The sequence below is a fragment of the Mumia sp. Pv4-285 genome (assembly GCF_041320275.1).
Taxonomy (GTDB): Bacteria; Actinomycetota; Actinomycetes; order Propionibacteriales; family Nocardioidaceae; genus Mumia; species Mumia qirimensis.
This window is the reverse complement of record NZ_CP162023.1, coordinates 1011904-1035062: the sequence shown is the minus strand read 5'-3', so window position 1 is coordinate 1035062 and position 23159 is coordinate 1011904. Positions and strand designations below refer to the sequence as shown.

The 23159-nt window shown below is 71.4% G+C and carries 20 protein-coding genes and 1 pseudogene; 6 read left to right on the top strand and 15 right to left on the bottom strand.

Translation table 11 applies throughout. The features are described 5' to 3' along the window. Positions 1 to 4: 4 nt before the first annotated feature. Positions 5 to 706 (bottom strand): metal-dependent transcriptional regulator, encoded by a 702-nt coding sequence (locus tag AB3M34_RS04975; RefSeq protein ID WP_370617982.1) that lies wholly within the window; start codon positions 704 to 706, stop codon positions 5 to 7. Between the two features lie 54 nt (positions 707 to 760). On the opposite strand from AB3M34_RS04975, the gene AB3M34_RS04970 reads away from it, so the two are divergent. From AB3M34_RS04970 to AB3M34_RS04960, 3 genes are all read left to right on the top strand, one after another. Beyond that, positions 761 to 2107: a cryptochrome/photolyase family protein gene (locus tag AB3M34_RS04970; RefSeq protein ID WP_370617981.1), complete on the top strand. Its 1347-nt coding sequence runs from the start codon at positions 761 to 763 to the stop codon at positions 2105 to 2107. A gap of 47 nt (positions 2108 to 2154) precedes the next feature. Then, positions 2155 to 2886 carry a hypothetical protein gene (locus tag AB3M34_RS04965; protein WP_370617980.1) on the top strand — a complete coding sequence of 244 codons (732 nt, stop codon included), beginning with the start codon at positions 2155 to 2157 and terminating at the stop codon, positions 2884 to 2886. 98 nt (positions 2887 to 2984) lie between these two features. Further along, positions 2985 to 4601, top strand: coding sequence for a glycoside hydrolase family 13 protein (locus tag AB3M34_RS04960; RefSeq protein WP_370617979.1), 1617 nt, complete (start codon positions 2985 to 2987; stop codon positions 4599 to 4601). On the opposite strand, the gene AB3M34_RS04955 is transcribed toward AB3M34_RS04960, so the two are convergent. After that, on the bottom strand, positions 4562 to 5521 hold the full coding sequence (locus AB3M34_RS04955) for a hypothetical protein (protein ID WP_370617978.1): 960 nt from the start codon (positions 5519 to 5521) through the stop codon (positions 4562 to 4564). The genes AB3M34_RS04960 and AB3M34_RS04955 overlap by 40 nt on opposite strands. A 105-nt stretch (positions 5522 to 5626) precedes the next feature. Here AB3M34_RS04955 and AB3M34_RS04950 point away from each other — a divergent pair, with 105 nt between their 5' ends. Continuing rightward, complete coding sequence (locus AB3M34_RS04950; RefSeq protein WP_370617977.1) at positions 5627 to 6241, top strand: PadR family transcriptional regulator; 615 nt, start codon at positions 5627 to 5629, stop codon at positions 6239 to 6241. On the opposite strand, the gene AB3M34_RS04945 is transcribed toward AB3M34_RS04950, so the two are convergent. Further along, the gene (locus tag AB3M34_RS04945) at positions 6242 to 7507 is read right to left on the bottom strand and encodes an MFS transporter (protein WP_370619944.1); all 1266 of its coding nucleotides are present in this window, start codon (positions 7505 to 7507) and stop codon (positions 6242 to 6244) included. 326 nt (positions 7508 to 7833) lie between these two features. Then, the gene (pdxH, locus tag AB3M34_RS04940; RefSeq protein WP_370617976.1) at positions 7834 to 8475 is read right to left on the bottom strand and encodes a pyridoxamine 5'-phosphate oxidase; all 642 of its coding nucleotides are present in this window, start codon (positions 8473 to 8475) and stop codon (positions 7834 to 7836) included. A 52-nt stretch (positions 8476 to 8527) separates the two neighbouring features. Here pdxH and AB3M34_RS04935 point away from each other — a divergent pair, with 52 nt between their 5' ends. After that, positions 8528 to 9646: a citrate synthase 2 gene (locus AB3M34_RS04935; protein ID WP_370617975.1), complete on the top strand. Its 1119-nt coding sequence runs from the start codon at positions 8528 to 8530 to the stop codon at positions 9644 to 9646. 91 nt (positions 9647 to 9737) lie between these two features. On the opposite strand, the gene AB3M34_RS04930 is transcribed toward AB3M34_RS04935, so the two are convergent. From AB3M34_RS04930 to AB3M34_RS04905, 6 genes and pseudogenes are all read right to left on the bottom strand, one after another. After that, positions 9738 to 10643, bottom strand: a complete 906-nt coding sequence (locus AB3M34_RS04930) for a DUF559 domain-containing protein (protein ID WP_370617974.1) — start codon at positions 10641 to 10643, stop codon at positions 9738 to 9740. Positions 10644 to 10771: 128 nt separating this feature from the next. Beyond that, complete coding sequence (gene meaB / locus AB3M34_RS04925) at positions 10772 to 11770, bottom strand: methylmalonyl Co-A mutase-associated GTPase MeaB (protein WP_370617973.1); 999 nt, start codon at positions 11768 to 11770, stop codon at positions 10772 to 10774. Between the two features lie 7 nt (positions 11771 to 11777). Next, positions 11778 to 13871, bottom strand: a pseudogene (gene scpA / locus AB3M34_RS04920) (methylmalonyl-CoA mutase); the annotation flags it as partial. 89 nt (positions 13872 to 13960) lie between these two features. Then, positions 13961 to 15802, bottom strand: coding sequence for a methylmalonyl-CoA mutase family protein (locus AB3M34_RS04915; RefSeq protein ID WP_370617972.1), 1842 nt, complete (start codon positions 15800 to 15802; stop codon positions 13961 to 13963). Positions 15803 to 15885: 83 nt separating this feature from the next. Next, positions 15886 to 16710, bottom strand: coding sequence for an ABC transporter permease (locus AB3M34_RS04910; protein WP_370617971.1), 825 nt, complete (start codon positions 16708 to 16710; stop codon positions 15886 to 15888). Further along, the gene (locus AB3M34_RS04905) at positions 16707 to 17690 is read right to left on the bottom strand and encodes an ABC transporter ATP-binding protein (protein WP_370617970.1); all 984 of its coding nucleotides are present in this window, start codon (positions 17688 to 17690) and stop codon (positions 16707 to 16709) included. Before AB3M34_RS04905 ends, AB3M34_RS04910 begins: the two co-directional genes overlap by 4 nt. An 86-nt stretch (positions 17691 to 17776) precedes the next feature. Between AB3M34_RS04905 and AB3M34_RS04900 the strand changes: the two genes are divergently transcribed. Next, on the top strand, positions 17777 to 18634 hold the full coding sequence (locus AB3M34_RS04900; protein WP_370617969.1) for a TetR/AcrR family transcriptional regulator: 858 nt from the start codon (positions 17777 to 17779) through the stop codon (positions 18632 to 18634). On the opposite strand, the gene AB3M34_RS04895 is transcribed toward AB3M34_RS04900, so the two are convergent. The 5 genes from AB3M34_RS04895 to AB3M34_RS04875 form a co-directional block, all read right to left on the bottom strand. Next, positions 18625 to 19497, bottom strand: coding sequence for an alpha/beta fold hydrolase (locus AB3M34_RS04895; RefSeq protein WP_370617968.1), 873 nt, complete (start codon positions 19495 to 19497; stop codon positions 18625 to 18627). The genes AB3M34_RS04900 and AB3M34_RS04895 overlap by 10 nt on opposite strands. A 78-nt stretch (positions 19498 to 19575) precedes the next feature. After that, complete coding sequence (locus tag AB3M34_RS04890; protein WP_370617967.1) at positions 19576 to 20202, bottom strand: response regulator; 627 nt, start codon at positions 20200 to 20202, stop codon at positions 19576 to 19578. Then, complete coding sequence (locus tag AB3M34_RS04885; protein WP_370617966.1) at positions 20199 to 21332, bottom strand: sensor histidine kinase; 1134 nt, start codon at positions 21330 to 21332, stop codon at positions 20199 to 20201. Before AB3M34_RS04885 ends, AB3M34_RS04890 begins: the two co-directional genes overlap by 4 nt. Before the next feature lie 14 nt (positions 21333 to 21346). After that, positions 21347 to 22126, bottom strand: a complete 780-nt coding sequence (locus tag AB3M34_RS04880) for an ABC transporter permease (RefSeq protein ID WP_370617965.1) — start codon at positions 22124 to 22126, stop codon at positions 21347 to 21349. Then, positions 22123 to 23088, bottom strand: a complete 966-nt coding sequence (locus AB3M34_RS04875; RefSeq protein ID WP_370619943.1) for an ABC transporter ATP-binding protein — start codon at positions 23086 to 23088, stop codon at positions 22123 to 22125. Before AB3M34_RS04875 ends, AB3M34_RS04880 begins: the two co-directional genes overlap by 4 nt. Between the last annotated feature and the right edge of the window lie 71 nt (positions 23089 to 23159).

Here is a 23159-nt window from a genome sequence, read left to right as displayed (position 1 = left end):
GGGCTCAAGGCCGCGTCACGAAGATGTGGCTCGCGGCGTCGGCATCGATCTCGGCCGTCTCTCCACCTCGCGCGACGACGACACCGCCGTCGGGCGCCGACGAGACGAGGACGTCGTTGCCTGGCAGGACGCCGACGCGCCGCAGGACGGACATCGCCGTCGTGTCCTTCTGGAGCTCCTCGCCGATCCGACGGACCAGCAGGCGCGAGGCGTCGCCGTTGGCCGGGAGCGCGGCGGTGAGGTGCATGACGCCCTGGCTGAGGAAGTCCTCCTCGGTGACCGACATCTCGCCGAGCTCGCCGAGGCCGGGGATCGGGGTGCCGTACGGGGACTCGGTCGGGTGCTCGAGAAGGGCGACCAGCTTGCGCTCGACCTGCTCCGAGATGACGTGCTCCCACCGGCACGCCTCTTCGTGGACGTACTCGATCTCGAGGCCGATGACGTCGGTCAGCAGGCGCTCGGCGAGCCGGTGCTTGCGCATGACGCGCGTGGCGAGAGCGCGACCCTGCTCGGAGAGCTCGAGGTGACGGTCACCCTCGACGGTGAGAAGTCCGTCGCGTTCCATCCGGGCCACGGTCTGGCTGACGGTCGGCCCGCTCTGGTGCAGCCGCTCGGCGATGCGTGCCCGCAGCGGGATGATCCCCTCTTCTTCGAGCTCGTAGATGGTGCGCAGGTACATCTCGGTGGTGTCGATCAGGTCGCTCACCCCACCATTGTTCCAGATCGGACGGGCGCCACACACACCGTGGAAGATGAGGAGATGCCGACCTCGGTGATGTGGTTCCGCAGGGACCTCCGTCTCCGCGACAATCCTGCGCTCCGCGACGCCGTCGACGCCGGGACGGACGGCGTCGTCGCGTTGTTCGTGCTGGACCCACGCCTGTGGGACGGGGCTCCCCCGGCGCGGCGGGCGTACCTCGCCGGATCCCTGCGCTCGCTGGCGGAACGGATCGGCGGCGCGGGGCTGCACGTGGTCCGGGGCGAGCCGGCCGCAGAGGTGGCCCGTGTCGCTCGCCGGGTGGGGGCCGGGAGCGTCCACGTCGCTGCCGAGCACACGCCGTACGGGAAGACCCGCGACGCTGCGGTCGCCGACGCCCTGGCCGCCGGCGACGTGCCGCTCGTGCGCACCGGCTCCCCGTACGCGGTGGCTCCCGGCCGGGTCCGCAAGGGCGACGGCGGTCGGTACAAGGTCTTCACCCCCTACTACGCGGGGTGGCGGGAGCACGGCTGGCGCGACCCCGCAGCCGGCGTGCGGGGCGTGCCCTGGCTGGATCCCGGCGGACGCAGCCACCGCATCCCTGAGGCCGCCGTGCCGGACGGCGTCGCGCTCCCGACGTCCGGCGAGGACGCGGCGCACCGACGGTGGCGTGCGTTCGTGGCCGACGACCTCGACGCCTACGCCACGGCGCGAGACCTGCCCGGAGACGACCGGACCTCCCGGATGTCGGTGCACCTGCGCTGGGGGGAGATCCACCCACGCACGATGCTCGCCGATCTCGGGACCGGTGCGGGCGCGGAGGCGTACCGTCGCGAGCTCGCGTTCCGGGAGTTCTACGCCGACGTGCTCGACCAGCGCCCCGACTCCGCGTGGGACTACTACGCACCCGCCTTCGCGGCCATGGAGTACGACGCGCCGGGCGACGACCTCGACGCGTGGAAGCAGGGCCGGACGGGTTTCCCGATCGTGGACGCAGGCATGCGGCAGCTCCTCGCGCAGGGATGGATGCACAACCGCGTCCGGATGATCGTCGCCAGCTTCCTCGTCAAGGACCTGCACCTGGAGTGGCAGCACGGGGCGAGGCACTTCGCCCAGCACCTCGTCGACTTCGACCTCGCCTCCAACCAGCACGGCTGGCAGTGGGTGGCGGGCAGCGGCACGGACGCGGCACCGTACTTCCGCGTCTTCAACCCGGTCGCGCAGGGCAAGAAGTTCGATCCCGACGGCACCTACGTACGTCGCTGGGTCCCCGAGCTCGCCGACGTCCCCGCAGCGTCGGTGCACGAGCCGTGGCGGATGTCCCAGCCCCCCGCGGCGTACCCGCCTCCGCTGGTGGACCACGCCGACGAGCGCCGCGAAGCGCTGAGACGCTACGACGCGATCCGCTGACCACCACCCCCGCCGGGGTCCTGCGTCCACGTGAGAGCGTGGGACGCATGACGCGCACCACCATCTCTCGGCAGTTCAACGGACCGGACAGCTCCGGGAACGGCGGGTACGTCGCGGGCCTTGTCGCAGGGCCGGTCGCGACGGTCCACAGCGGCGCCGCGGTGACGTCGACCCTGCGGCAGCCCCCGCCCCTCGATGTCCCGCTCGACCTGACGTACGACGACGGGCGTTCGGTCCTCGGCGACGGCGAGACGGTGGTCGCGGAGGCGGTCGTCGCGTCGTTCGACGTCGGGCCCGCACCGTTCGTCCCTCGCGAGCTGGCCCGCAAGGGACTCGACGCGTACGAGGGCCTCCAGGCTCATCCGTTCCCCCACTGCTTCACCTGCGGCACGGCCCGCGCGGCCGGTGACGGCCTCCGTGTGTTCACCGGCCCCGTCGACGATGCCGCGTTCCCCGAGACCGTCGCGGCTCTCTGGGCCGCCGACGAGGCGTTCGGCGACCACGACGGACTGCTCGCCCCCGAGGTCGTCTGGGCCGCCATCGACTGCCCGGGCGGGTGGGCCGCCCACATCGACGCGACGCCGATGGTGCTCGGACGGATGACCGGTCAGGTCCTCGCCCCCGTGCGCGTGGGCGTGGAGCACGTCACGGTCGGCACCCTGCGCAGCGTCGACGGACGCAAGCACCGCACGGCCACCGCCCTCTACAGTCTCGACGGCACGCTCGTCGCCCGCGCCGAGCAGACGTGGATCGCGATCGACATCGCCAACTTCCGTTGATCGGGGCGTGACGGGGGTCGCCCTCTACACTGGGCTCTATCGTGCTCGCACCGTCGCGGGCCACGGAATCGACCGCCGTCCCTTCTCGGAGGACCCCCGTGCCCCACGCCCCGGAGACCCGTGCGCCCTGGTGGCGTCACGCCGTCTGCTACCAGATCTACGTCCGCTCGTTCGCCGACGGCAACGGTGACGGGATCGGCGACATCGCCGGGATCACCTCCCGCCTCGACTACCTCGAGCGCCTCAACGTCGACGCGGTGTGGCTCACCCCGTTCTTCCGCTCGCCGCAGGCCGACCACGGCTACGACGTGGCCGACTACCGTGACGTCGACCCGCTGTTCGGCACGCTCGACGACTTCGACACGATGCTCGCCGCTGCTCACGACCGCGACTTGAAGGTGATCGTCGACATCGTCCCGAACCACACGTCGGCCGCGCACCCGTGGTTCGTCGAGGCTCTCGCGGACGAGCCGGGCAGCCGCGCACGCGAGCGCTACCTCTTCCGCGACGGGCGCGGGCCGGACGGCGCGGAGCCGCCCAACAACTGGCAGTCGGTGTTCGGCGGTCCGGCGTGGACCCGTGTCGACGACGGCCAGTGGTACCTCCACCTGTTCGACTCCACCCAGCCGGACCTCAACTGGGAGGACCCCGAGGTCGGCGAGGAGTTCGAGTCGATCCTGCGGTTCTGGCTGGACCGCGGCGTGGACGGCTTCCGGATCGACGTCGCTCACGGCCTGTTCAAGGCCTCCGGGCTTCCTGACGTCGAGGGTATGGGGCCGGGCGGCGAGACCCTCGACGCGACGATGTCGCAGTGGGACCGTCCCTACTGGGACCAGCCGGGCCTGCACGAGGTCTACCGCCACTGGCGCAAGCTCCTCGACTCCTACCCGGGCGACCGCATGATGATCGGCGAGGCGTGGGTGGGCTCCTCGGAGTCGATGGCGCGCTTCGTCCGTCCCGACGAGATGCACCAGGTCTTCAACTTCCACTGGCTCTCGACCCCGTTCTCGGCCCCGGCGCTGCGACAGGTGATCGACGAGACGTACGCGGCGGTGGCGCCGGTCGGCGCCACGCCGACCTGGGTGCTGTCCAACCACGACGTGGTCCGTACGGTCACCCACTACGGCGGTGGCGACCTCGGGCTCGCCCGGGCCAAGGCCTCCATGCTCGCGATGCTGGCGCTGCCCGGGTCGGCGTACGTCTACCAGGGCGAGGAGCTCGGCCTTCCGCAGGTGGACGTCGCTCCCGAGGACCGCCAGGACCCGACCTGGCTCCGCGGCGGCGGCGTAGGACGCGATGGCTGCCGGGTGCCGCTGCCGTGGTCCGGCACCGAGCCGCCGTTCGGGTTCTCTGCGGGCGAGCCGGGAGCCGTACGCACGTGGCTCCCGCAGCCGGAGTGGTTCCGCGACTACACCGTCGAGCGGCAGCTCCACGAGCCGTTCTCGACGCTCGGGTTCATCCAGTACGCGGTGGGGCGGCGGCGTGAGCTCGTCGGCGGTCTGTCCGGCGAGGTCGAGCTGGTCGAGCGTGCCGACGACGTCGTCGCGTTCCGCCGCGCCGGCATCGACGGCGCCCCGGGCCTGGTCTGCGTGGTCAACTGTGGCACCGAGGACCACCCGATCGACGACCTCGGTGCGCCCGAGGTGCTGTCGTCGGCGCTCGCGGAGGGCACCGGTCAGCTGCTGCCCAACTCCGCTGCCTGGTTCGTCAGCTGAGCGCCTGACCGCACGAAGGCGTCGAACCGCTCGCGGTCGCCGACCCAGTACTCGACGCCCAGCCCTGCCTCGGTGTCGGTCCGGGCGACCCGCCGCCGCAGCCGAGCCGCGTCGCTGACGACGAGCACGTCCGCGCTGGTCGAGCGCAGAGCCACGCTCTCGACCCTCAGCGGACCCGTGAGGAGCCGTCGCCTCCCTGCACGAGTCAGGTCGCGGTGGGTGACGCCGGGGTGCATGTCGCCCAGGCCCACCACGAGGAGCTCCGCCGGGATAGCCGCGAGCGTGCGCTCGAGCGTCACCGCGCTGGCGGCGCGAGGCAGACGGCGGTAGCGGGTCGGCAGAGCGTACGTGTCTCGGAGCCGGGAGGCCAGGTCGGCGTCGGCGGCGCGCGACCCCGGGCGTACCCGCTCGTCGTCCGTGCCGCCCACCACCAGCTTCGTGAGCCGTGCACCGTAGAGCAGTGCGACGATCGTCGCGACCAGCAGGAGCGAGCCGGAGCTGCGCCCGTGCGTCGCGACCACGACCACCTCGTCGACTGTGGCGCGGCTGGGCCGCCGCAGCGACTGGACGACCACGGCCGGCCAGCTGTCGGTCGCCATCCGGGTCATCGCGTCGATGCTTCCGAGCAGGACGTGCTCGGCGCTGAACAACGACGACGGCAGTGTCACCCACGGCGCACCGGCAGCGCGGGCGGTGCGCAGGATCCGGTCCATCGTCAGCGCGGGAACGATCGTGTCCAGGTCGACCAGCTCGCCGGGCGGGGGTGCGACGTCCCGGTAGACGACGAGGACCTCCTCCGTCGCCGTCCGCACCCGCTCGTAGGCCTCCTGCGCCGACGCCGAGCCGTCGTGCGCGATCACGTGGACCACGGGCATCCGCGGCCCGTGACCGGGGTCGGATTCACCGCCCTGCTCGGACACGTCGCCATCGTAGGGCGGGGACGGGTGGGCCGCTCGCTTACATTAGCGATATATCGCGATGTAGTATCGAGGCATCGTGAGATTCACAAGACGAAAGGACATCTCATGCGAACCCCAGACTTCACCTCCCCAGACACGTTCGACCCCACCTCCGGCAGCCGCCGCCCGCGTCCCGGTCGCCGCGACCCACGCGGCCACGGTCGCGGGCGCGGTGGCGACATGGGCATGGGCCGCGGCGGCTTCGGGCCCGGATTCGGTGACCGTGGCCGCGGCGGAGGCGGCCCCCGCGCACGTCGCGGTGCCGTTCGCCTCGCCGCTCTCTCGGTGATCGCCGAGAGCCCGACCAACGGCTACGGCCTGATCAACGCGTTCGGCGAGCGCACCGACGGTCGGTGGCTCCCGAGCCCCGGGTCGATCTACCCGGTCCTGCGCCGCCTCACCGAGGACGGACTGATCGAGCCGACGGACGAGGAGGCGAGCCAGTTCCGCGTCACCGAGGCCGGCACCGCCTACCTCAGCGAGCACGCCGACGAGGTCGCCGGCGCGTGGGAGAGCACCCGCCCTCGCTCGCAGAGCCACGAGGACCTCGCCTCCAGCGCCCGCAAGCTCGTCCGCGCCGCCCGCCAGCTGGCCGACGACGCCACCGACGACCAGCGCGAGCGCGCCACCGAGATCCTCGACGAGGCTCGACGCAGGCTCTACGGCCTGCTGGCCGAGTGACTACGGCTGCGGGTGGCGTGCGTCGTACCTGAGGAAGCCTCGCTGGAGAGCGACGACGACCAGGGCACCCAGGACGCACGCCATCCCGCCGAACAGCATCGCCCTCCCGGGCGTCGTGAGCTCAGCGACCGACCCGGCCAGGAAGTCACCGAGCCGCGGGCCGCCGGCCACCACCACGGTGAAGACGCCCTGGAGCCGCCCGCGCAGCGCGTCGGGCGCCGCCTGCTGAAGCATCGTGCTCCGGTACGCCGAGCTGACCATGTCTGCTCCGCCGGAGAACGCGAGCATCGTCACCAGGAGCCAGAGCACACCGGGCGCTCCGATCGCGCTCACACCGGCGAGCGCGACCGACGTCCCGTACGCGACCACGGCCACCAGAACCGCGATGCCGTGGCGGTGCACCCGGCTGATCCATCCCGAGAACGCGAACGCGACCAGCGACCCGATCGCGGGCGCCGCCTGCAGGAGGCCGAGCGTCGAGGGGCCGCCGACGTACACGGTGAGCGCCAGCGCGGGGAACAGAGCCCGCGGTTGCGCGAGCACCATCGCGAGCAGGTCCAGCACGAACGTCGTCCGCAGGTTCGCGGCCGTACGCAACCACGCGAAGCCCTCGACCACCGATCGCAAGCCCGGCACGCGTCCCGTCGCACCCTCCGGCGGGACGGGAGGAAGCCGCACCAACGCGTACAACGCCGCCGTGAACGTCACGAGGTCGATCGCGTACGTCGCGGCGACGCCCGCCCAGGCGATGACGAACCCGCCGACCAGCGGCCCGACCGTGAAGCCGAGGTTGAACGCCGCCATGCCGAGCGCGTTCGCGGCGGGGAGCATCTCCGCCGGGACGAGCCGAGGGATGATCGCCGACCGTGCGGGATTGTTCACCGCGAACATCGCCGACTGGACGGCCACGACGCCGTAGAGCAGCCCGACCGACTCGAGATCGAGCAGCGCCTGCGCCAGCAGCACCGCCGTGCACGTCCACAGCCCGAGCGCCGTCACGATCGCGACCTTGCGCCGGTCGAAGTGGTCCACCAGGGCGCCGCCGTACAGGCCGAGGGCGATCAGCGGCACCAGCGCGAACATCCCCACGAGACCGACAGCGAACGACGACTCGGTGATCACGAAGACCTGGTACGCCACGGTCACGGTCGCCATCTGCTGACCGAGCTGGGAGACGGTCTGACCGATCCACAACCGGCGGTAGTCGACCGACTCCCGCAAGGGGCGGACGTCGGTCAGGATCCTCCCGAGACCCCGGCGTCGCATCACCAGACGATTGTCGCGTGCAACCACAGTCGGGGCTCCGAGCGGTCCGGATAATGGGTTGGCCGATCTCCCGGAGGGGCGTAGCGTCGGTCGTACACGGGAAGGAGGTGGTCCGAAGAATGATGAGCTTCAGGACATGTGAGGTGGCTGTCAGCTAGTCACGGTTGTCCGGGACCACCCGCACCGTGCGGCGAATCCCAGCAGCCACCCGACCCGCGGGGGCCGAGGCTTTGTCCACTCGGTACTCAACCCCGCGGGTCGTTCCTGTCCCGCGGGAGGTTCCTGTCTCGCGGGTCGAGGCCCGAAGCCAGCGAGACCCCTCGACCTCACGGAGCGAGACGCTCGCGCAGCCAGTGGCCGTCGATCGCGCGGAACCGGATCCGGTCGTGCAGGCGCCCCACGCGGCCCTGCCAGAACTCCACCGTCTCCAGCGACACCCGGTAGCCGCCCCAGCTGGGCGGCCGCTGCACCTCGCCCGGGAACGACGCGTCGGCAGCGTCGTACGCCCGCTCGAGCTCGATGCGGTCCGCCACCACACGCGACTGGGGCGAGGCGACGGCACCGAGCCGTGAGCCGCGCGGGCGGGACGCGAAGTACTCGTCCGACTCCTCGTCGCTCACCCGGCTGACCATCCCCTCGATCCGCACCTGCCTCTGGAGGGGGTGCCACAGCATCGCGAGCGCCGCGCGCGGGTTGGCCTCCAGCTCGTCACCCTTGCGGGACTCGCGGTTGGTGTAGAAGACGGCGCCGTCGGAGTCGAACCCCTTGAGGAGCACGATGCGGACCGACGGGAACGCTCCGGGCGACGCCGTCGCCAGCGCCATCGCGTTGGGGTCGTGCATCCCTGAGGCCACGGCCCCGTCGAACCAGCGCACGAAGAGACTCACCGGGTCGTCTCCCGCGTCGGCCTCCGTGAGCCCTGCTGCCTCGTACTCCTCGCGCAGCGCCGCGATCGCCTCGGACTCCATGAAGCCGACCCTACGGGACCGCGGTCCGTGTGATGGGGGGCACAATGGCCCAATGACTGACGCACCTGAGACGGTTGAGGTCCACGAGGGGCTCGAAGGCGTGGTCGCCTTCGCGACGGAGATCGCCGAGCCCGACAAGGAAGGCTCCGCACTGCGCTACCGCGGCGTCGACATCGAGGACCTCGTCGGCAGCGTCCCGTTCGAGAAGATCTGGGGCCTTCTCGTCGACGGTGCGTACGAGCCGGGCCTCCCGCCGGCCGAACCCTTCCCGATCCCGGTGCACTCCGGTGACATCCGCGTCGACGTGCAGAGCGCGATCGCGCTGACCGCGCCGGCGTGGGGGCTGCGTCAGCTGTACGACATCGAGCCCGAGCAGGCACGCGACGACCTCGCACGTACGGCGGTGATGGTGCTCTCGTACGTCGCCCAGGCCGCGCGCGGGGTGGGCCAGCCGATGGTGCCGCAGGCAGAGATCGACAAGGCGAGCACGATCACCGAGCGCTTCCTGACCCGCTGGCGAGGTGAGGCGAACCCGGCACACGTCAAGGCCATCGACGCGTACTGGGCTTCCGCGGCCGAGCACGGCATGAACGCCTCCACCTTCACGGCGCGGGTCATCGCGTCGACCGGCGCGGACGTCGCCGCAGCGCTGTCCGGCGCCGTCGGTGCGATGTCCGGCCCGCTGCACGGCGGCGCCCCGTCGCGCGTCCTCGGGATGATCTCCGACGTCGAGCAGAGCGACGACGCGCGCGCGTACGTGAAGGGGCTGCTCGACTCGGGCGAGCGTCTGATGGGCTTCGGCCACCGCGTCTACCGCGCCGAGGACCCCCGTGCCCGCGTGCTCCGCCGTACGGCTCGCGAGCTCGACGCCCCGCGGTACGCCGTGGCGGAAGCGCTCGAGTCGGCCGCTCTGGCCGAGCTGCGCGAACGCCGCCCGGACCGGGTCCTCGAGACCAACGTCGAGTTCTGGGCCGCGATCGTCCTCGACTTCGCCGAGATCCCGCCGCACATGTTCACGTCGATGTTCACCTGCGCCCGCACCGCCGGCTGGAGCGCGCACATCCTGGAGCAGAAGCGCACCGGGCGGCTGATCCGTCCGTCGGCGATCTACACCGGTCCGTCGTCGCGCAAGCCGCAGGACGTCGACGGCTGGAACGCCGACTGGGCGTGAGCCGCCGCCCGCCCCCACCCCGCCCCGCACGCCCGCCCCACGATGTGACGCCGTATCCACCTCATCGGCGCTGCCGGAGGTGGATACGGCGTCACATCGCGGGGCTGCGGTCGAACCATGTAGCCCACATGGCGTTGAACGTCGGCGCGGGGCCGTCGTAGCCCCGCTCCCGCAGCGCTCGGTAGACCCGCCAGACCACCCGCCGAAGATGTGGCAGGTCGTCGTCGAGCACGACGATCACGATCCACCCGTCCCGCTCGAGGTTCTCCCGCCGCGTCCGGTCGTACGCGCGCCGCTTCCGAGAGCTCGCGTGCCACGCGCCGTCGTACTCCACGACGACGCGGTAACCCCAGTAGACGAGGTCGCACCGGGCGAGGAGCCGCCCCGTCTCGTCGCGGATGTCGGCATTCGGCTGCGGCTCGGGCAACCGCGCGAACACCAGCGCGAGGCGGACCAGGGTCTCCATGGGACTCTCGACCCGCTCTCGTACGAGCTGGAACGCCCGGCGGGCGCGCAGAACGCCGTCGATGTGCGTCTTCTCGAGGTAGCCCTTCATCTCGGGATACGACGTGTGTGCCGCGTGCAAGAGGTGCTCGGCGGCCTGGACGAGCTCGACGATGCCGAGGATCGTCGCGCAGTCGACGAACGTCCGGTCGGGACCGAGACAAGGGACGCCCAGGCGCGACAGGACGTTCAGGAGGCCGCGTCGCCGGTGGAGCACCACGCCACGCCGTCGCCGGTGACGTGTCGTGTTCGTCGAGAAGTGGAGGGGGAACAGCGCGCGAAGCTCGAGGCCGAACAACCTCAGCGCCGTGAGGTGGCTCGCCGCGGCGTCGTCTGGGAGCAGGAGGAGCGCCGCTTGGATCCAGCAGAGCAGATCGGGCTCGACTTCAGCGCGGCAGTAGACCCCGCGAAAGAGGCGGCGGAAGCTCGGACCGGCGAGACGACGGTCGCTGATCCCGGCCTCACGTGCTTGAGCTGCGGTGAACGGCGGCATGTCCAGAGGGTGGCCGGTTTGGCGCACATCGCGTCAGCGCAATCCACAGGATGCTCCCGTCGCCACCGCCGCCCCACGATTTGACGCCAGATCCACCTTCCGGACCCCGGATCGGGGTGGGGTAGGCGTCAAATCGTGGGGCGTCGGTCGTACGCGGCGAGGATCGCATCGGCGGCGTTCGTCGCCGGCATCTCGCCCGCCAGCACGGCTGCCCTGACGTTGTCGAGCACACCTCGGACCGGGGCCGACCGCCGCAGGCGCTGGTCGAGCTCGTCGCGCACCAGCGCCCACATGAACTCGAGCTGCTGAGCCGCACGCTTCTCGCGCAGGCCGCCCGCTCCGAGGAACTCCCGGTGCCGCAGCACCCGCAGCCACACCGTGTCGACCTCGGTGCCCTCCAGCCCCGAGCAGGTCAGCACCGGGGGCACCCAGCCGCTCGTCCCGGCGTGCACCAGCCGGATCGCACCCGCGAGGTCCTTCGCTGCTACCCGAGCCTCGGGCTCACGGTCACCGTCGGCCTTGTTCACCGCGATGACGTCGGCGATCTCGAGGATGCCCTTCTTGATGCCCTGCAGCTGGTCGCCGGTGCGTGCCAGGGTCAGGAACAGGAAAGTGTCGACCATCCCGGCGACAGTGACCTCGGACTGGCCGACGCCGACGGTCTCGACGAGCACGACGTCGAACCCCGCAGCCTCGAGCACGAGGATCGCCTGGGTCGTCGCTCGGGCCACCCCGCCTAGCGTGCCGGCCGACGGCGAGGGGCGGATGTACGCCGCCGGGTGCGCAGCGAGCTCCGGCATCCGCGTCTTGTCGCCGAGGACCGACCCGCCGGTGCGTACGGAGGAAGGGTCGACCGCGAGCACACCGACCTTGTGGTCCGTGCCGGTCAGGTAGGTGCCGAGCGACTCGATGAAGGTCGACTTGCCGACGCCGGGAACGCCGGAGATGCCGACGCGCACGGCGCCGCCGGCGTGCGGTGTCAGCAGCGCCAGCAGCTCCCGCGCGGCTTCGCGGTGGTCGTCACGACGCGACTCGACCAGCGTGATCGCTCGCGCGACCGCGGCACGCTGACCCTCGCGCACCCGCGCGGCCAGGTCCTCCACGTCGATCGAGCGCACGCCGCTCAAGCCGGCGTCACCCGTGCTTCAGCGTCGTACGAAGCGTGTCGAGCAGCTCCAGCGCCGACTCGGCGATGACCGTGCCGGGCAGGAACACCGACGTCGCACCCATCTCCTTGAGCGTCGACACGTCGTCCGGAGGGATCACGCCACCGACCACGACGAGCACGTCGGGGCGGCCCAGCTCGGCGAGGGCGTCGCGCAGCGCGGGCACCAGCGTGAGGTGACCGGCAGCCAGCGACGACACCCCGACGACGTGCACGTCGGCGTCGACCGCCTGCTGCGCCACCTCTTCGGGGGTGGAGAACAGCGGGCCCACGTCGACGTCGAACCCCATGTCGGCGAAGGCGGACACGATGACCTTCTGGCCGCGGTCGTGCCCGTCCTGGCCCATCTTGGCGACCAGGATGCGCGGGCGGCGGCCCTCCGCCTCCTCGAAGGCGTCGGTCGCCGCGATCACGCGCTCGACGTTCTCAGCCTTGCCTGCCTCGGACCGGTACACACCAGAGATCGTACGGATGACTGCCTTGTGGCGTCCGTAGACCTTCTCGAGCGCGTCGGAGATCTCGCCGACGGTGGCCTTGGCACGGGCGGCGTCGACGGCCAGCGCGAGCAGGTTGCCGTCGAGCGTCCCGTCCTTGCTCGCCCCGCGGCCGGCAGACTCGGTCAGCGCGTGGAGCGTACGGCGGACCTCGTCGGCGTCGCGCTCCGCGCGCAGTCGCTCGAGCTTGGCGACCTGGGCGGCGTACACGGCGCGGTTGTCGACCTTGAGGACCTCGAACGGCTCCTCGGTGTCGACGCGGTAGGTGTTCACACCGATCACGGCCTGCTGCCCGGAGTCGATCCGCGCCTGCGTCCGGGCGGCGGCCTCCTCGACCCTCATCTTGGGGATGCCCGCCTCGATCGCCTTGGCCATGCCGCCGGCCTTCTCGACCTCCTGGATGTGGCCCCAGGCGCGGCGGGCGAGGTCGTGCGTGAGCCTCTCGACGTAGTACGAGCCACCCCACGGGTCGATCGTCGCGGTCGTGCCGGACTCCTGCTGGAGCAGCAGCTGCGTGTTGCGGGCGATGCGGGCCGAGAAGTCGGTCGGCAGCGCGATCGCCTCGTCGAGCGCGTTGGTGTGCAGCGACTGCGTGTGGCCCTGGGTCGCCGCCATCGCCTCGATGGCCGTGCGCTGCACGTTGTTGAAGACGTCCTGCGCGGTCAGCGACCACCCCGACGTCTGCGAGTGGGTCCGCAGCGAGCTCGACTTCGGGTTCGCGGGCTCGAACTCCGCCACCAGCCGCGACCACAGCGCACGCGCGGCCCGCATCTTGGCGATCTCCATGAAGAAGTTCATCCCGATCGCCCAGAAGAACGACAGGCGCGGCGCGAACGCGTCGATGTCGAGACCGACGTCGAGGCCGGCACGGATGTATTCGACGCCGTCGGCCAGCGTGTACGCGAGCTCGAGGTCGTTCGTGGCTCCGGCCTCCTGGATGTGGTAGCCGGAGATCGAGATCGAGTTGAACTTCGGCATCCGCTGCGCGGTGTAGGCGAAGATGTCGGAGATGATCCGCATCGACGGCGCGGGCGGATAGATGTAGGTGTTGCGGACCATGAACTCCTTGAGGATGTCGTTCTGGATGGTCCCCATGAGCTGCTCCGGCTTCACCCCCTGCTCCTCTGCCGCGACGATGTAGAGCGCGAGCACCGGCAGGACGGCACCGTTCATCGTCATCGAGACGCTCATCTTGTCCAGCGGGATGCCGTCGAAGAGGGTGCGGGTGTCGTAGACCGAGTCGATCGCGACGCCGGCCATGCCCACGTCGCCGACGACGCGGGGGTTGTCCGAGTCGTAGCCGCGGTGGGTCGCAAGGTCGAAGGCGACCGACAGGCCCTTCTGGCCGGCCGCGAGGTTGCGCCGGTAGAACGCGTTCGACTCCTCGGCCGTCGAGAAGCCCGCGTACTGGCGGATCGTCCACGGCTGCGTCGTGTACATCGTCGGGTAGGGCCCGCGCAGGAACGGTGCGACGCCCGGGTACGTGTCGAGCGCGTCGAGGCCGTCCAGGTCGGCGGCGGTGTAGAGCGGCGCGACGTCGATGCCCTCGGGTGCCGCCCACGGCTCGGCACCGTCGGTGCTGAGGTCGTACGCCGCCCGGTCGGCCGCGTACGGGGTCTCAGGGTCGAGCGGCAGCCCGGCGAAGGACTCGGGGATGCTCATGCGTCTGCTCCGTTCTCGCCGGCGGGCGTGGCCGCCGGAGCACCCAGGTGAGCGCGGGTCTCGTGCAGGAACGCCAGGGCGTCGACACCCATCGCGGCGGTCGCGTCGACATCGACGCCGTCGACGGGCCGGCCCGCCAGGATCACCCGCTGCGCGCCGGCGCCCCGCAGTGCGGAGACGAGATCGGCACCCCACTCGGCGTACGCACGGTCGGTGCCGGCAAGGCACACCACGGGCGCTCCGTCGTACGCCGCGAGGACGTCGTCGACGCCGGTCGTCGCACCGGCAGCCACGGTCTCGATGCCGCCGGACGCGAGGAGGTTGGCGATGAACGTGACCCGTGCGGTGTGGGCCGCGATCGGACCCATCGTCGCTAGGAACACTGGGGTGGCGACCGGGTTGTCGCGCAGCACCTCGAACGCCGCGCCGTACCGCTGGACCGGCTCGGCCCCCTCGGGGTACGGGGTGCGCTCGGGCAGCACCTCGCGCAGGTTCGGGAACTCGGAGAGCCCGGTGAGCGGACGCTTGCGCTGGGCGATCTGGTGCTCGCGCTCGCGGGCGACCTCGCGGTGGCGTGCGACCAGCGAGCCGTCGGCGATCGCCGCGGCGACCCCGCCGGACTCCTCGATCCGGCCGAGCTCGTCCCAGGCCGCACGCGCCAGGTCGTCGGTCAGGCGCTCCACGGCGTACGCCCCGCCGGCGGGATCCGTGACGGCGCCGACGTGCGACTCGGCGACCAGGAGCGACGAGGTGTTGCGGGCGATCCGCCGGCTGAACGCGTCCGGGAGGCCGAGCGGCGCGTCGAACGGCAGCACCGTCACCGACGTCGCACCACCGACGCCGGCCGCGAACGTCGCCACCGTGGTCCGGAGCATGTTGACCCACGGGTCGTACTTGCTGAGCATGACGCGCGAGGTGACCGCGTGCTGCACCTGTCCGCGGGCGACCTCGGCCGCACCGGACAGCTCCGTGAGGCGGTTCCACGTCTGCCGGGCGGCGCGGAGCTTGGCGATCGTGGTGAGCTGCTCGTCGGTCGCGGCGAACCGGAACTCGATCTGGGCGAGCGCGTCCTCGAGCGAGAACCCCGCACCGGTGAGCAGACGCAGGTACGCCGCGCCGACCGCCAGGGCGTACCCGACCTCCTGCGCGTCGGAGGCTCCGCCGTCGTGGGCGGCAGTCGCGTCGACGACGAGCGCGGCGATCCCGCGCTCGGCAGCCTTGCGCGCGCCTTCGACGACGGCCGTGTCTCGGTCGAGACCGGACGCGTAGCCGCGCAGGGCCGCACCGATCGGATCGAGGCCGAGATTCGTACCGGGAGCAGGAACGACCGCCCGCTCGTCGAGGTAGCGGCAGAACGCGTCGGCTGCTCCGAGCGCGTCCGTGCGGGCCTCGATCACGACCGGTGCGAGGTCGACGAAGACGCGGTCGAGCACGGTGGCGAGGGCCGCCGGCGCGATCGCTTCGGGACCGAGCCGCAGCCACACCGAGGTCGCGCCGTTCTCGAGGTCGGTGAGGACCGCCTCGGCCGTCCTGGACGCGTCCGGGTCCTCGTGGAGGACACGGACGTCCCACGACCCGTCGGCGCGACGCGCCTGGGTCCCCCGGACGTACGGCGCCTGGCCGGGAAGGCCCGGGTCTCCGAGGCCGGCGACGGTCTCGGGTGTGCCCAGCGGCGGCACCGCGATGTCGTCGAGGGTGCGGGTCGTCAGGGCGTCCCAGACCGCGTCATCGGGTTGGTCGTCAGTCAACCGTCCGGACTTGCGGAGGACGGCCGCCGCGGACTTCTCCCACGCCGCACGGGAGTACGTCGCGTCGCCGCTCAGGGACAACTCGCTCATTTGCGCATCGTACGGATGACGTCGGCGTTACAGCCACCCGCCGGGGCGCGGTGTGACGTAGCGCACCCCGGCGGGTCGGTGGCTCAGATCGTGCGCTTGACCTTCCAGATGCCCACCCACAGGCCGACGGCGCAGGTCGCGATCGCGGCGAGCAGGCCCCACGCCACGGTGGAGTCCCACATCGTCCCGGCGAACAGGGTCCGCTCCGCGTCGACGATGTACGTCAGCGGGTTGAACTTCGACACCGTCTGCATCCACTCGGGTCCCGCCTCGAGCGGCAGCATCATGCCCGCGAGCAGCAGCAGCGGGAAGATCAGCGACTGCTGGACGCCCCAGAACACCCACTCGCGGTTCTTCGACGCCAGTCCGAGAGCGTACGAGAGCGAGCCGAGCCCGATCCCGAAGATGCCGAGGATCAGCAGCCCGAGGAGGACGTGCGCGGGATAGAACGCCAGCCCGAACGGGATCGCGACGATCGTGATGAGCAGGGCCTGCACGACCAGCGGAGCGAACTCCTTGAGCGCGCGACCGACGAGGATCGACGAGCGGTCGAGCGGCGTCGCGAGGATGCGCTCGTACGCTCCGGTCATCAGCTCGTACAGGAGGTTGCCGCCGACCATGCCGGTGCCGAAGATCGCGATCATCACGAGCACGCCCGGCAGGAACCACTGGAGGGCCGACTCGCCTTCGATCGTCCCCTCGCCGAGCATCCCGTCGAGGAGCGGACCGAACAGGCCGAGGAAGACCAGCGGCTGGAGGAGCGAGAAGATCAGCGTGAACGGGTCGCGCAGCGTCACGAGGATCTCGCGGACGAACACGGCAGACGTGTCGTGGGACCACTTGGCGACCCGGGTGCGCTGCGGCAACGGGCTCGTGGTCGGGGTGACGGTCTCGGTGATGGCGGTCATGCTGCTGCCTCCTCGCGCAGGCTCCGGCCTGTCAGGTTGAGGAACACGTCGTCCAGCGAGGCCTGCTTGACGTCTGCGGAGCCGACGGTCACGCCGACCGCCTCCAGCGCGCGCAGGACCGGCGGGACGAGGTCGGGGCCGTGGTTCGTCGCCAGGACCAGGCGTACGGTGCCGTCGGGTTCGGCGTGGTCCTCGACGCGACTGACGTCGTCGGGAACGACCGAGCGGGCCTTCTCGACGACGACGGCCGCGGTGTCGTCACCGGGCAGGAGACCCAGGGTCACGACGTCGTCGGCGAAGTCGCGCTTGAGCGCCGTAGGCGTCGCGTCCGCGATCACGGTGCCGTGGTCGATGAGGACGATCCGCTCTGCCATCGCGTCGGCCTCGTCGAGGTAGTGCGTGGTCAGCAGCATCGTCATGTTGTTCTCGACGCGCAGCCGCATGATGTGCTCCCAGAGGTTGGCCCGGGCGTGCGGGTCGAGGCCGGTCGTCGGCTCGTCCAGGAACAACAGGCCCGGGTGGTTCATCAGGCCCATCGCCACGTCGAGGCGGCGACGCTGGCCGCCGGACAGGGAGAGGACGGTGCGCTTCTCCATGCCGGGCAGCTCGAGCGCGTCGAGCAGGTCGGTCGCGCGCTGGCGGGCGACGTCGGCCGGGACGGAGTAGAAGCGTCCCTGGTTCATCAGCTCGTCGTGGACCCGGTAGGAGTAGCCACCGGCGTTGCCCTGGCCGATGTAGCCGATGCGGGCCCGCACCTCGGCCGGATTGCGGACGACGTCGTAGCCGGCCACCGTCGCCGTGCCGGCGGTGGGCTTGAGCAGGGAGGTCATCATGCGCATCGTCGTGGACTTGCCGGCGCCGTTCGGGCCGAGGAACGCGACGAGCTCCCCGTCGGCGACATCGAGGTCGACATCCTTGACCGCCTCGACGACGTCTTTCTTGCGCGTGAACGTCTTGGTGAGACCGCGCGCGGAGACCATACTTCTCGTACGGCGTACTGAATCTGTCATGAGGCCAACGGTACGCTGTACGATAAATCAAGGCAAGTTCTTTTCGAGGAGGTTCGGTGGACGACGTCGAGACACCCGCGGAGACCACGCCCGACGCGGCGCCGCCCCCCGGACGCGACCGCTTCGCACCGCTGTGGGAGTCCCCCGCGACGTCCGGTCGCGGTCGCCCACCGCGCGTCAGCCGCGCCCAGGTCGTCGACGCCGCCGTCGCGATCGCGGACTCAGACGGCCTCGACGCCGTCTCGATGAGGTCCGTCGCACGCTCGCTCGACGTCGGCGCGATGACCCTCTACTCCCATGTCCCCGGTCGCGACGAGCTCGTCGACGCGATGGTCGACCGCGCGTACGCCGACCTCGAGCTGCCCGACCACGACCTGGCGTGGCGTCCCGCCCTCGAGCAGTACGCCCGCGGCTACTGGGACCTGCTGCGTTCCCATCCGTGGCTGCTCGACCTCAACACCTGGCGGCTGCCGCTGGCTCCGCACGTGTTCGACGCCGAGGAGGCGGGGTTCCGGATCCTGCTGGACACCGGGCTCTCCGCGACGCAGGTCCTGGAGACGATCACCATCGTGAACAACACCGTCGCCGGTTTCGCCCGCGCGGCCGTCGCCGAGGACGCCGACGCCCAGGCCCACGGCACCGACTACGCGAGCTACTGGGCGGCGTCGAGCGACTTCTGGGAGCACCTCTTCGACCCCAGCCGCTACCCCTCGATGACACGCCTGTGGAGCGTCGGCGCCTTCGACAGCACCTCGATGCCGTTCGATCTCCACATCTCCGGCCTCCTCGACACCCTCCAGCTGCTGATCGACCGCGCCCAGGCTGAGGGCCCGGCGGTCATCCCGTCGTACGAGGAGTGCATGGCCGGCTACGACGATGCCGTCGCCGAGGAGCTCGGCAAGCTTCAGGAGTGATCGTCCAGGACCGCTCGCAGGGCCTTCGCGAACGCGTCCGGCTCGCCGACCTGTCCGTGCTCACCGCCCATGAAGCCGCCGTGGTCGCCGGGGAACACGACCGCCTCGGAGCCGATCCGCTCGGCCACGACCTTGCCGGCACGTGAGGCGAGCTGTCCCTCCGACCCCTCCCCGACCACCACGACCACGCGGGTCGACGCGGACTGCAGGGCGGCGAAGTCGGGCTCGTAGTGCGTGCACGTGATGAGGTTCTGCGCGAGCAGCACGTCGTCGCGCGACCCGTCGTCCTCCACTGAGAGACCGAACGCCGACGGCTCCGGCGCTGGCGCCTCGGTGAATCCTTCCGGCACCGCGCCCTGGTGGGTGACGAGGAGGATGAACTTCACCATCGCGGGCCCACCGCCCTCGGTCTCGTACAGGCGACGGATGCCCTGCGCGGCGGCGAGCGCCTGCTCACGGTCCGGCACCACCTGGGCGACCGGCGGCTCGTGCGCCACCAGGGTGCGTACGTCCTCGGGGTGCGCCGCCACGAGTGCGAACGCGTTCACTGCGCCACCGCTCGTCGCGAACAGGTCGACCGGACCGCCTCCGAGCTCGTCGATGAGCCGGTGGACGTCGTCGGCGTGCTCCTCCGGGGTCGTCTCGGCCGCCCCGTCGGTGCGGACGCTGCGCTCGGCGCCGCGCGGGTCGTAAGTCACGACGGTCCGGTCGGGGAAGAGACCGGCGAGGGTCCCGAACCCGCTGGCGCCCATCGGGGAGCCGATCAGGAGCAGCGGCGGGTCTGTGCTCTCGGGGCTGGTCCGGACGTCGTAGGCCAGCTCGGCTCTGGGCACGGTCAGGCGGTGGGTCTGGGTGTCGGTCATCGCACGTCTCCTCGTCGCAGGTGCTGTCCCCTCTTCGACCGGGACGACCCCGAGAACTCATCGACCGGGCCCTGCCCGTCAGTCCTCACCGAGCAGCCAACCGTTCTCGACCGCGACGCGTACGGCCTCGGCGCGGGTGCGCGCCGACGTCTTGCCGATGGCGCTCGAGAGGTGGTTGCGCACCGTTCCCTCCGAGAGCGACAGGACGCCGGCGATGTCCGCCACCGTGCCGCCGTCGCGCGCCGCGCGCAGCACGTCCGCCTCCCGCTCGGTCAGCGGAGAGTCACCGTAGGCCAACGAGTCCGCAGCCAGTGCCGGGTCCACCACGCGAAGCCCGGAGTGGACCCGGCGTACGGCGTCGGCGAGCTGGCGGGCGGGCGTGTCCTTGACGACGAAGCCCGACGCCCCTGCCGCGAGCGCGCGGCGGAGGTAGCCCGGTCGTCCGAAGGTCGTCACCATGAGGACGCGGCAACCGGGGACGGCGTCGTGCAGGGCCGCCGCGGCTGCGACTCCGTCCATGCCTGGCATCTCGACGTCCAGCAGCGCCACGTCGACCTGATGTCGTCGCACCGCGTCCACGACCTCCGTCCCGTCGGCCACCTCGGCGACGACGTCGAGATCCGGCTCGAGATCGAGCAGTGCGGCGAGCGCTCCGCGGACGAGTGCCTGGTCGTCGGCGAGCAGGACGCGGATCCGCGCGGTCATCGGGCGCCTGCCTCGGGGGACGGGACCACGACTGCCACGGTCGTACCGGCTCCGTCGGGGCCGGGACCCGTCACCATCGTCGCTCCGGCCGCGACGGTGCGCTCACGAAGCCCGGCCAGGCCGGTCCCGCCGGGTGCGGCGTCGGCCAGACCGCGTCCGTCGTCGGAGACGGACACACCCTCCGCGCCGAGATGGACGACGCACCGGGTGGCGCCACTGTGCCTGATCACGTTCGTGACTCCTTCCCGGATCGTCCACGCGAACAGCTCGCGCCACCGGCCGGGCACCTCGTCGACGACGGTGGGCAGATCCGCGGAGATGCCCGCCGACGTCAGCGCCGACCGCGCCGAGGCGATCTCGCCCGGCAGCGACACGCCCCGCACGTCACGCACCGTCGCGCGGACGTCCGCGAGCGCGTCCCGGGTCAGCGCGCGGATGTCGACGAGCTCCGTACGGGTCCGCGCGGGGTCGACGTCGAGCATCCGCTCGGCCAGCTCCGCCTTGACCGCCACCACCGTGAGCGAGTGACCGAGGATGTCGTGGAGGTCCCGGGCGATCCGTGAGCGCTCCTCCTCGAGACGAGCGTCGCCGAGCTCGCGCTCCGCGGCCACGAGGGCACGCTGCCGGTTGATCGCGGCACGGAGGAAGAAGACGGCCATGGCGGCCAGGATCAGCGCGAAGCCGTTGCCGCTGTCGGACCATCCCGGCACGATGCGGGTGGAGACCTCGACGACCACGAGGAGGACGGCCACCCAGCCCCAGGCCCACCGCGGCGACAGCGTGCTCATCGCAGCCGCAGCGACGAAGACGAGCGCCGTCAGCGCACTGTCGCCCGCCCCGGGCACCATCGCCGCCGTGCAGAGCAGGAGGGCGAGCAGCCACGGCCAGGTCTCCCATCGTGGGCCGCGCGTCTCGAAGTCCACGAAGCGACGGTTGCGCCCGATGAGCGCGAGGTACGTGGCGACGAAGACCACGACCCCGACAAGACCGAGCACCCGCTCCCAACCGTCGGCCTCGGCGAGTGCGACGACCGGGGACCACAGGTAGACGAGCCAGACGCCGGCGGCGACGAAACGCCACCACGGCGGCCCCGGAGCAGGGTCGCCGTGCGGACGTGGCGGCTGTGTCACACCGCTCAGCGTATTCACACCCGAGCCGTGTCCCGGCGGAACCGCCACACGGCACCTCCCACGAAGACGCACAGCCAGACCAGCACGTTCAGCGCCGCCGTCCACAGGTCGGCGTCGGCTCCCAGCGGGGCCCGTACGATCTCGGCCGCGCCGTAGACCGGTGTCAGCTGCGCGACGGTGCCGAACACGTCACCGAGCTGGTCGACGGGGACGAACAGGCCGCCCGCGAACGACAGCACGGCGAGCACCGGTCCGAGCACCTGCATGACGTTCTCGCTCCGCAGGAGGTATCCCATGAAGAGACCGAACGCTGCGAAGACGAGCGAGCACACCCACGCCAGCAGCGCGCACGCCAGCGTCCGCCCCCACGACAGGTCCGCCCCCGACAGCCGACCGACGACGTTCACGACGACCACCGACGCGCCGCCGAGCACCATCGCCACGCAGACCTTCACCACGACGTACGCCAGCGGGTTGAGGGGCGTCAGTCGCAACTGCCGGCTCCAGCCGAGCGCACGCTCGGTCGCGACCATCGCTCCCCCGCTGGTCGTGGCCACCATCGCGCCGTACAGCGCCAGGCTCACCATCACGTACGCCGTGACGTTGCCGGCGCCCGCGGACTCGTCGCGGTAGCTCCTGCTCGTGCCGAACAGGAGGAAGAACGCCGCCGGCATCACCAGCGTGAAGATCAACGTGCGCCGGTTGCGCAGCATCCGCCGCAGCTCGAGGCGCAGGAAGGTCAGCGAGAAGCCGCCCAGGGTCGCGACGCGGCGGTCGAGCGTGGTGGTGCTCATGCGAGGACTCCTTCGGTCGGACGGTCGGCGACCACGCGCTCGGTGTCGGAGGTGAGAGCCGCGTCCGATGCGCTCCCCGTCAGAGCGACGAAGGCGTCCTCGAGGTTGCGCGAGGTGACCTCCACGTCCCGCGCGACGGTGCTGGTCAGCAGGTAGCGGGCGACCGCGTCGCTGTCGTTCGCACGCACCGAGACGACGTCTCCGCGGATCTCGACCGACTCGACACCGGGGATCCGGGCCAGCGCGGTGCCGTCCGCGGACGGGAGCGTCGCGCGGACGAGACGTCCCGACGAGAGCGCCTTGATCTCGGCAGGTGTGCCGTCGGCGACGACGCGGCCACGCCGGACCAGGACGATCCGGTCGGCGTACGCGTCCGCCTCCTCGAGGTAGTGCGTCGCGAAGAGCGTCGTACGACCGTGTACGGCGTCGGCGCGGATCGCGGCCCAGAAGTCGCGGCGCCCCTCCACGTCCATGCCGGTCGTCGGCTCGTCGAGGACGAGGAGGTCGGGGTCGGACAGCAGCGCCATCGCGAACCGGAGCCGCTGCTGCTGGCCGCCGGAGCACCTGCCGACCAGCCGGGACCGGACGTCGGCGATCCCGGCGCGTTCGAGGACCTCACCCACCGGCCGCGAGGACGGGTGCAGCGATGCGACCAGCTCGACCGTCTCGCCGACCGTGTAGTCCTTGAGCAGCCCCCCGGTCTGCATCACCGCCGACACGGAGCCCCGCGCGATCGCGGCACGCGGCTTCATCCCGTGCACGGCGACCGTGCCGGAGTCCGGTTCGGCGAGCCCGAGGAGCACGTCGATCGTCGTCGTCTTCCCGGCGCCGTTGGGTCCGAGGAAGGCGACGACCTCCCCCGGCTGGATCTGGAGCGTGAGGTGGTCCACCGCCATGACGTCGCCTCCGGCAGAGGAGAACGTCTTCACCACGTCGTCGAGGAGCACCGCTGGAGCGGTCATCGCGTCGGCCTTCTTCGTCATGCCTCGATCCTCGTGCGGACGGTGCGCCCGCTCGTACGCCGAACGTCACG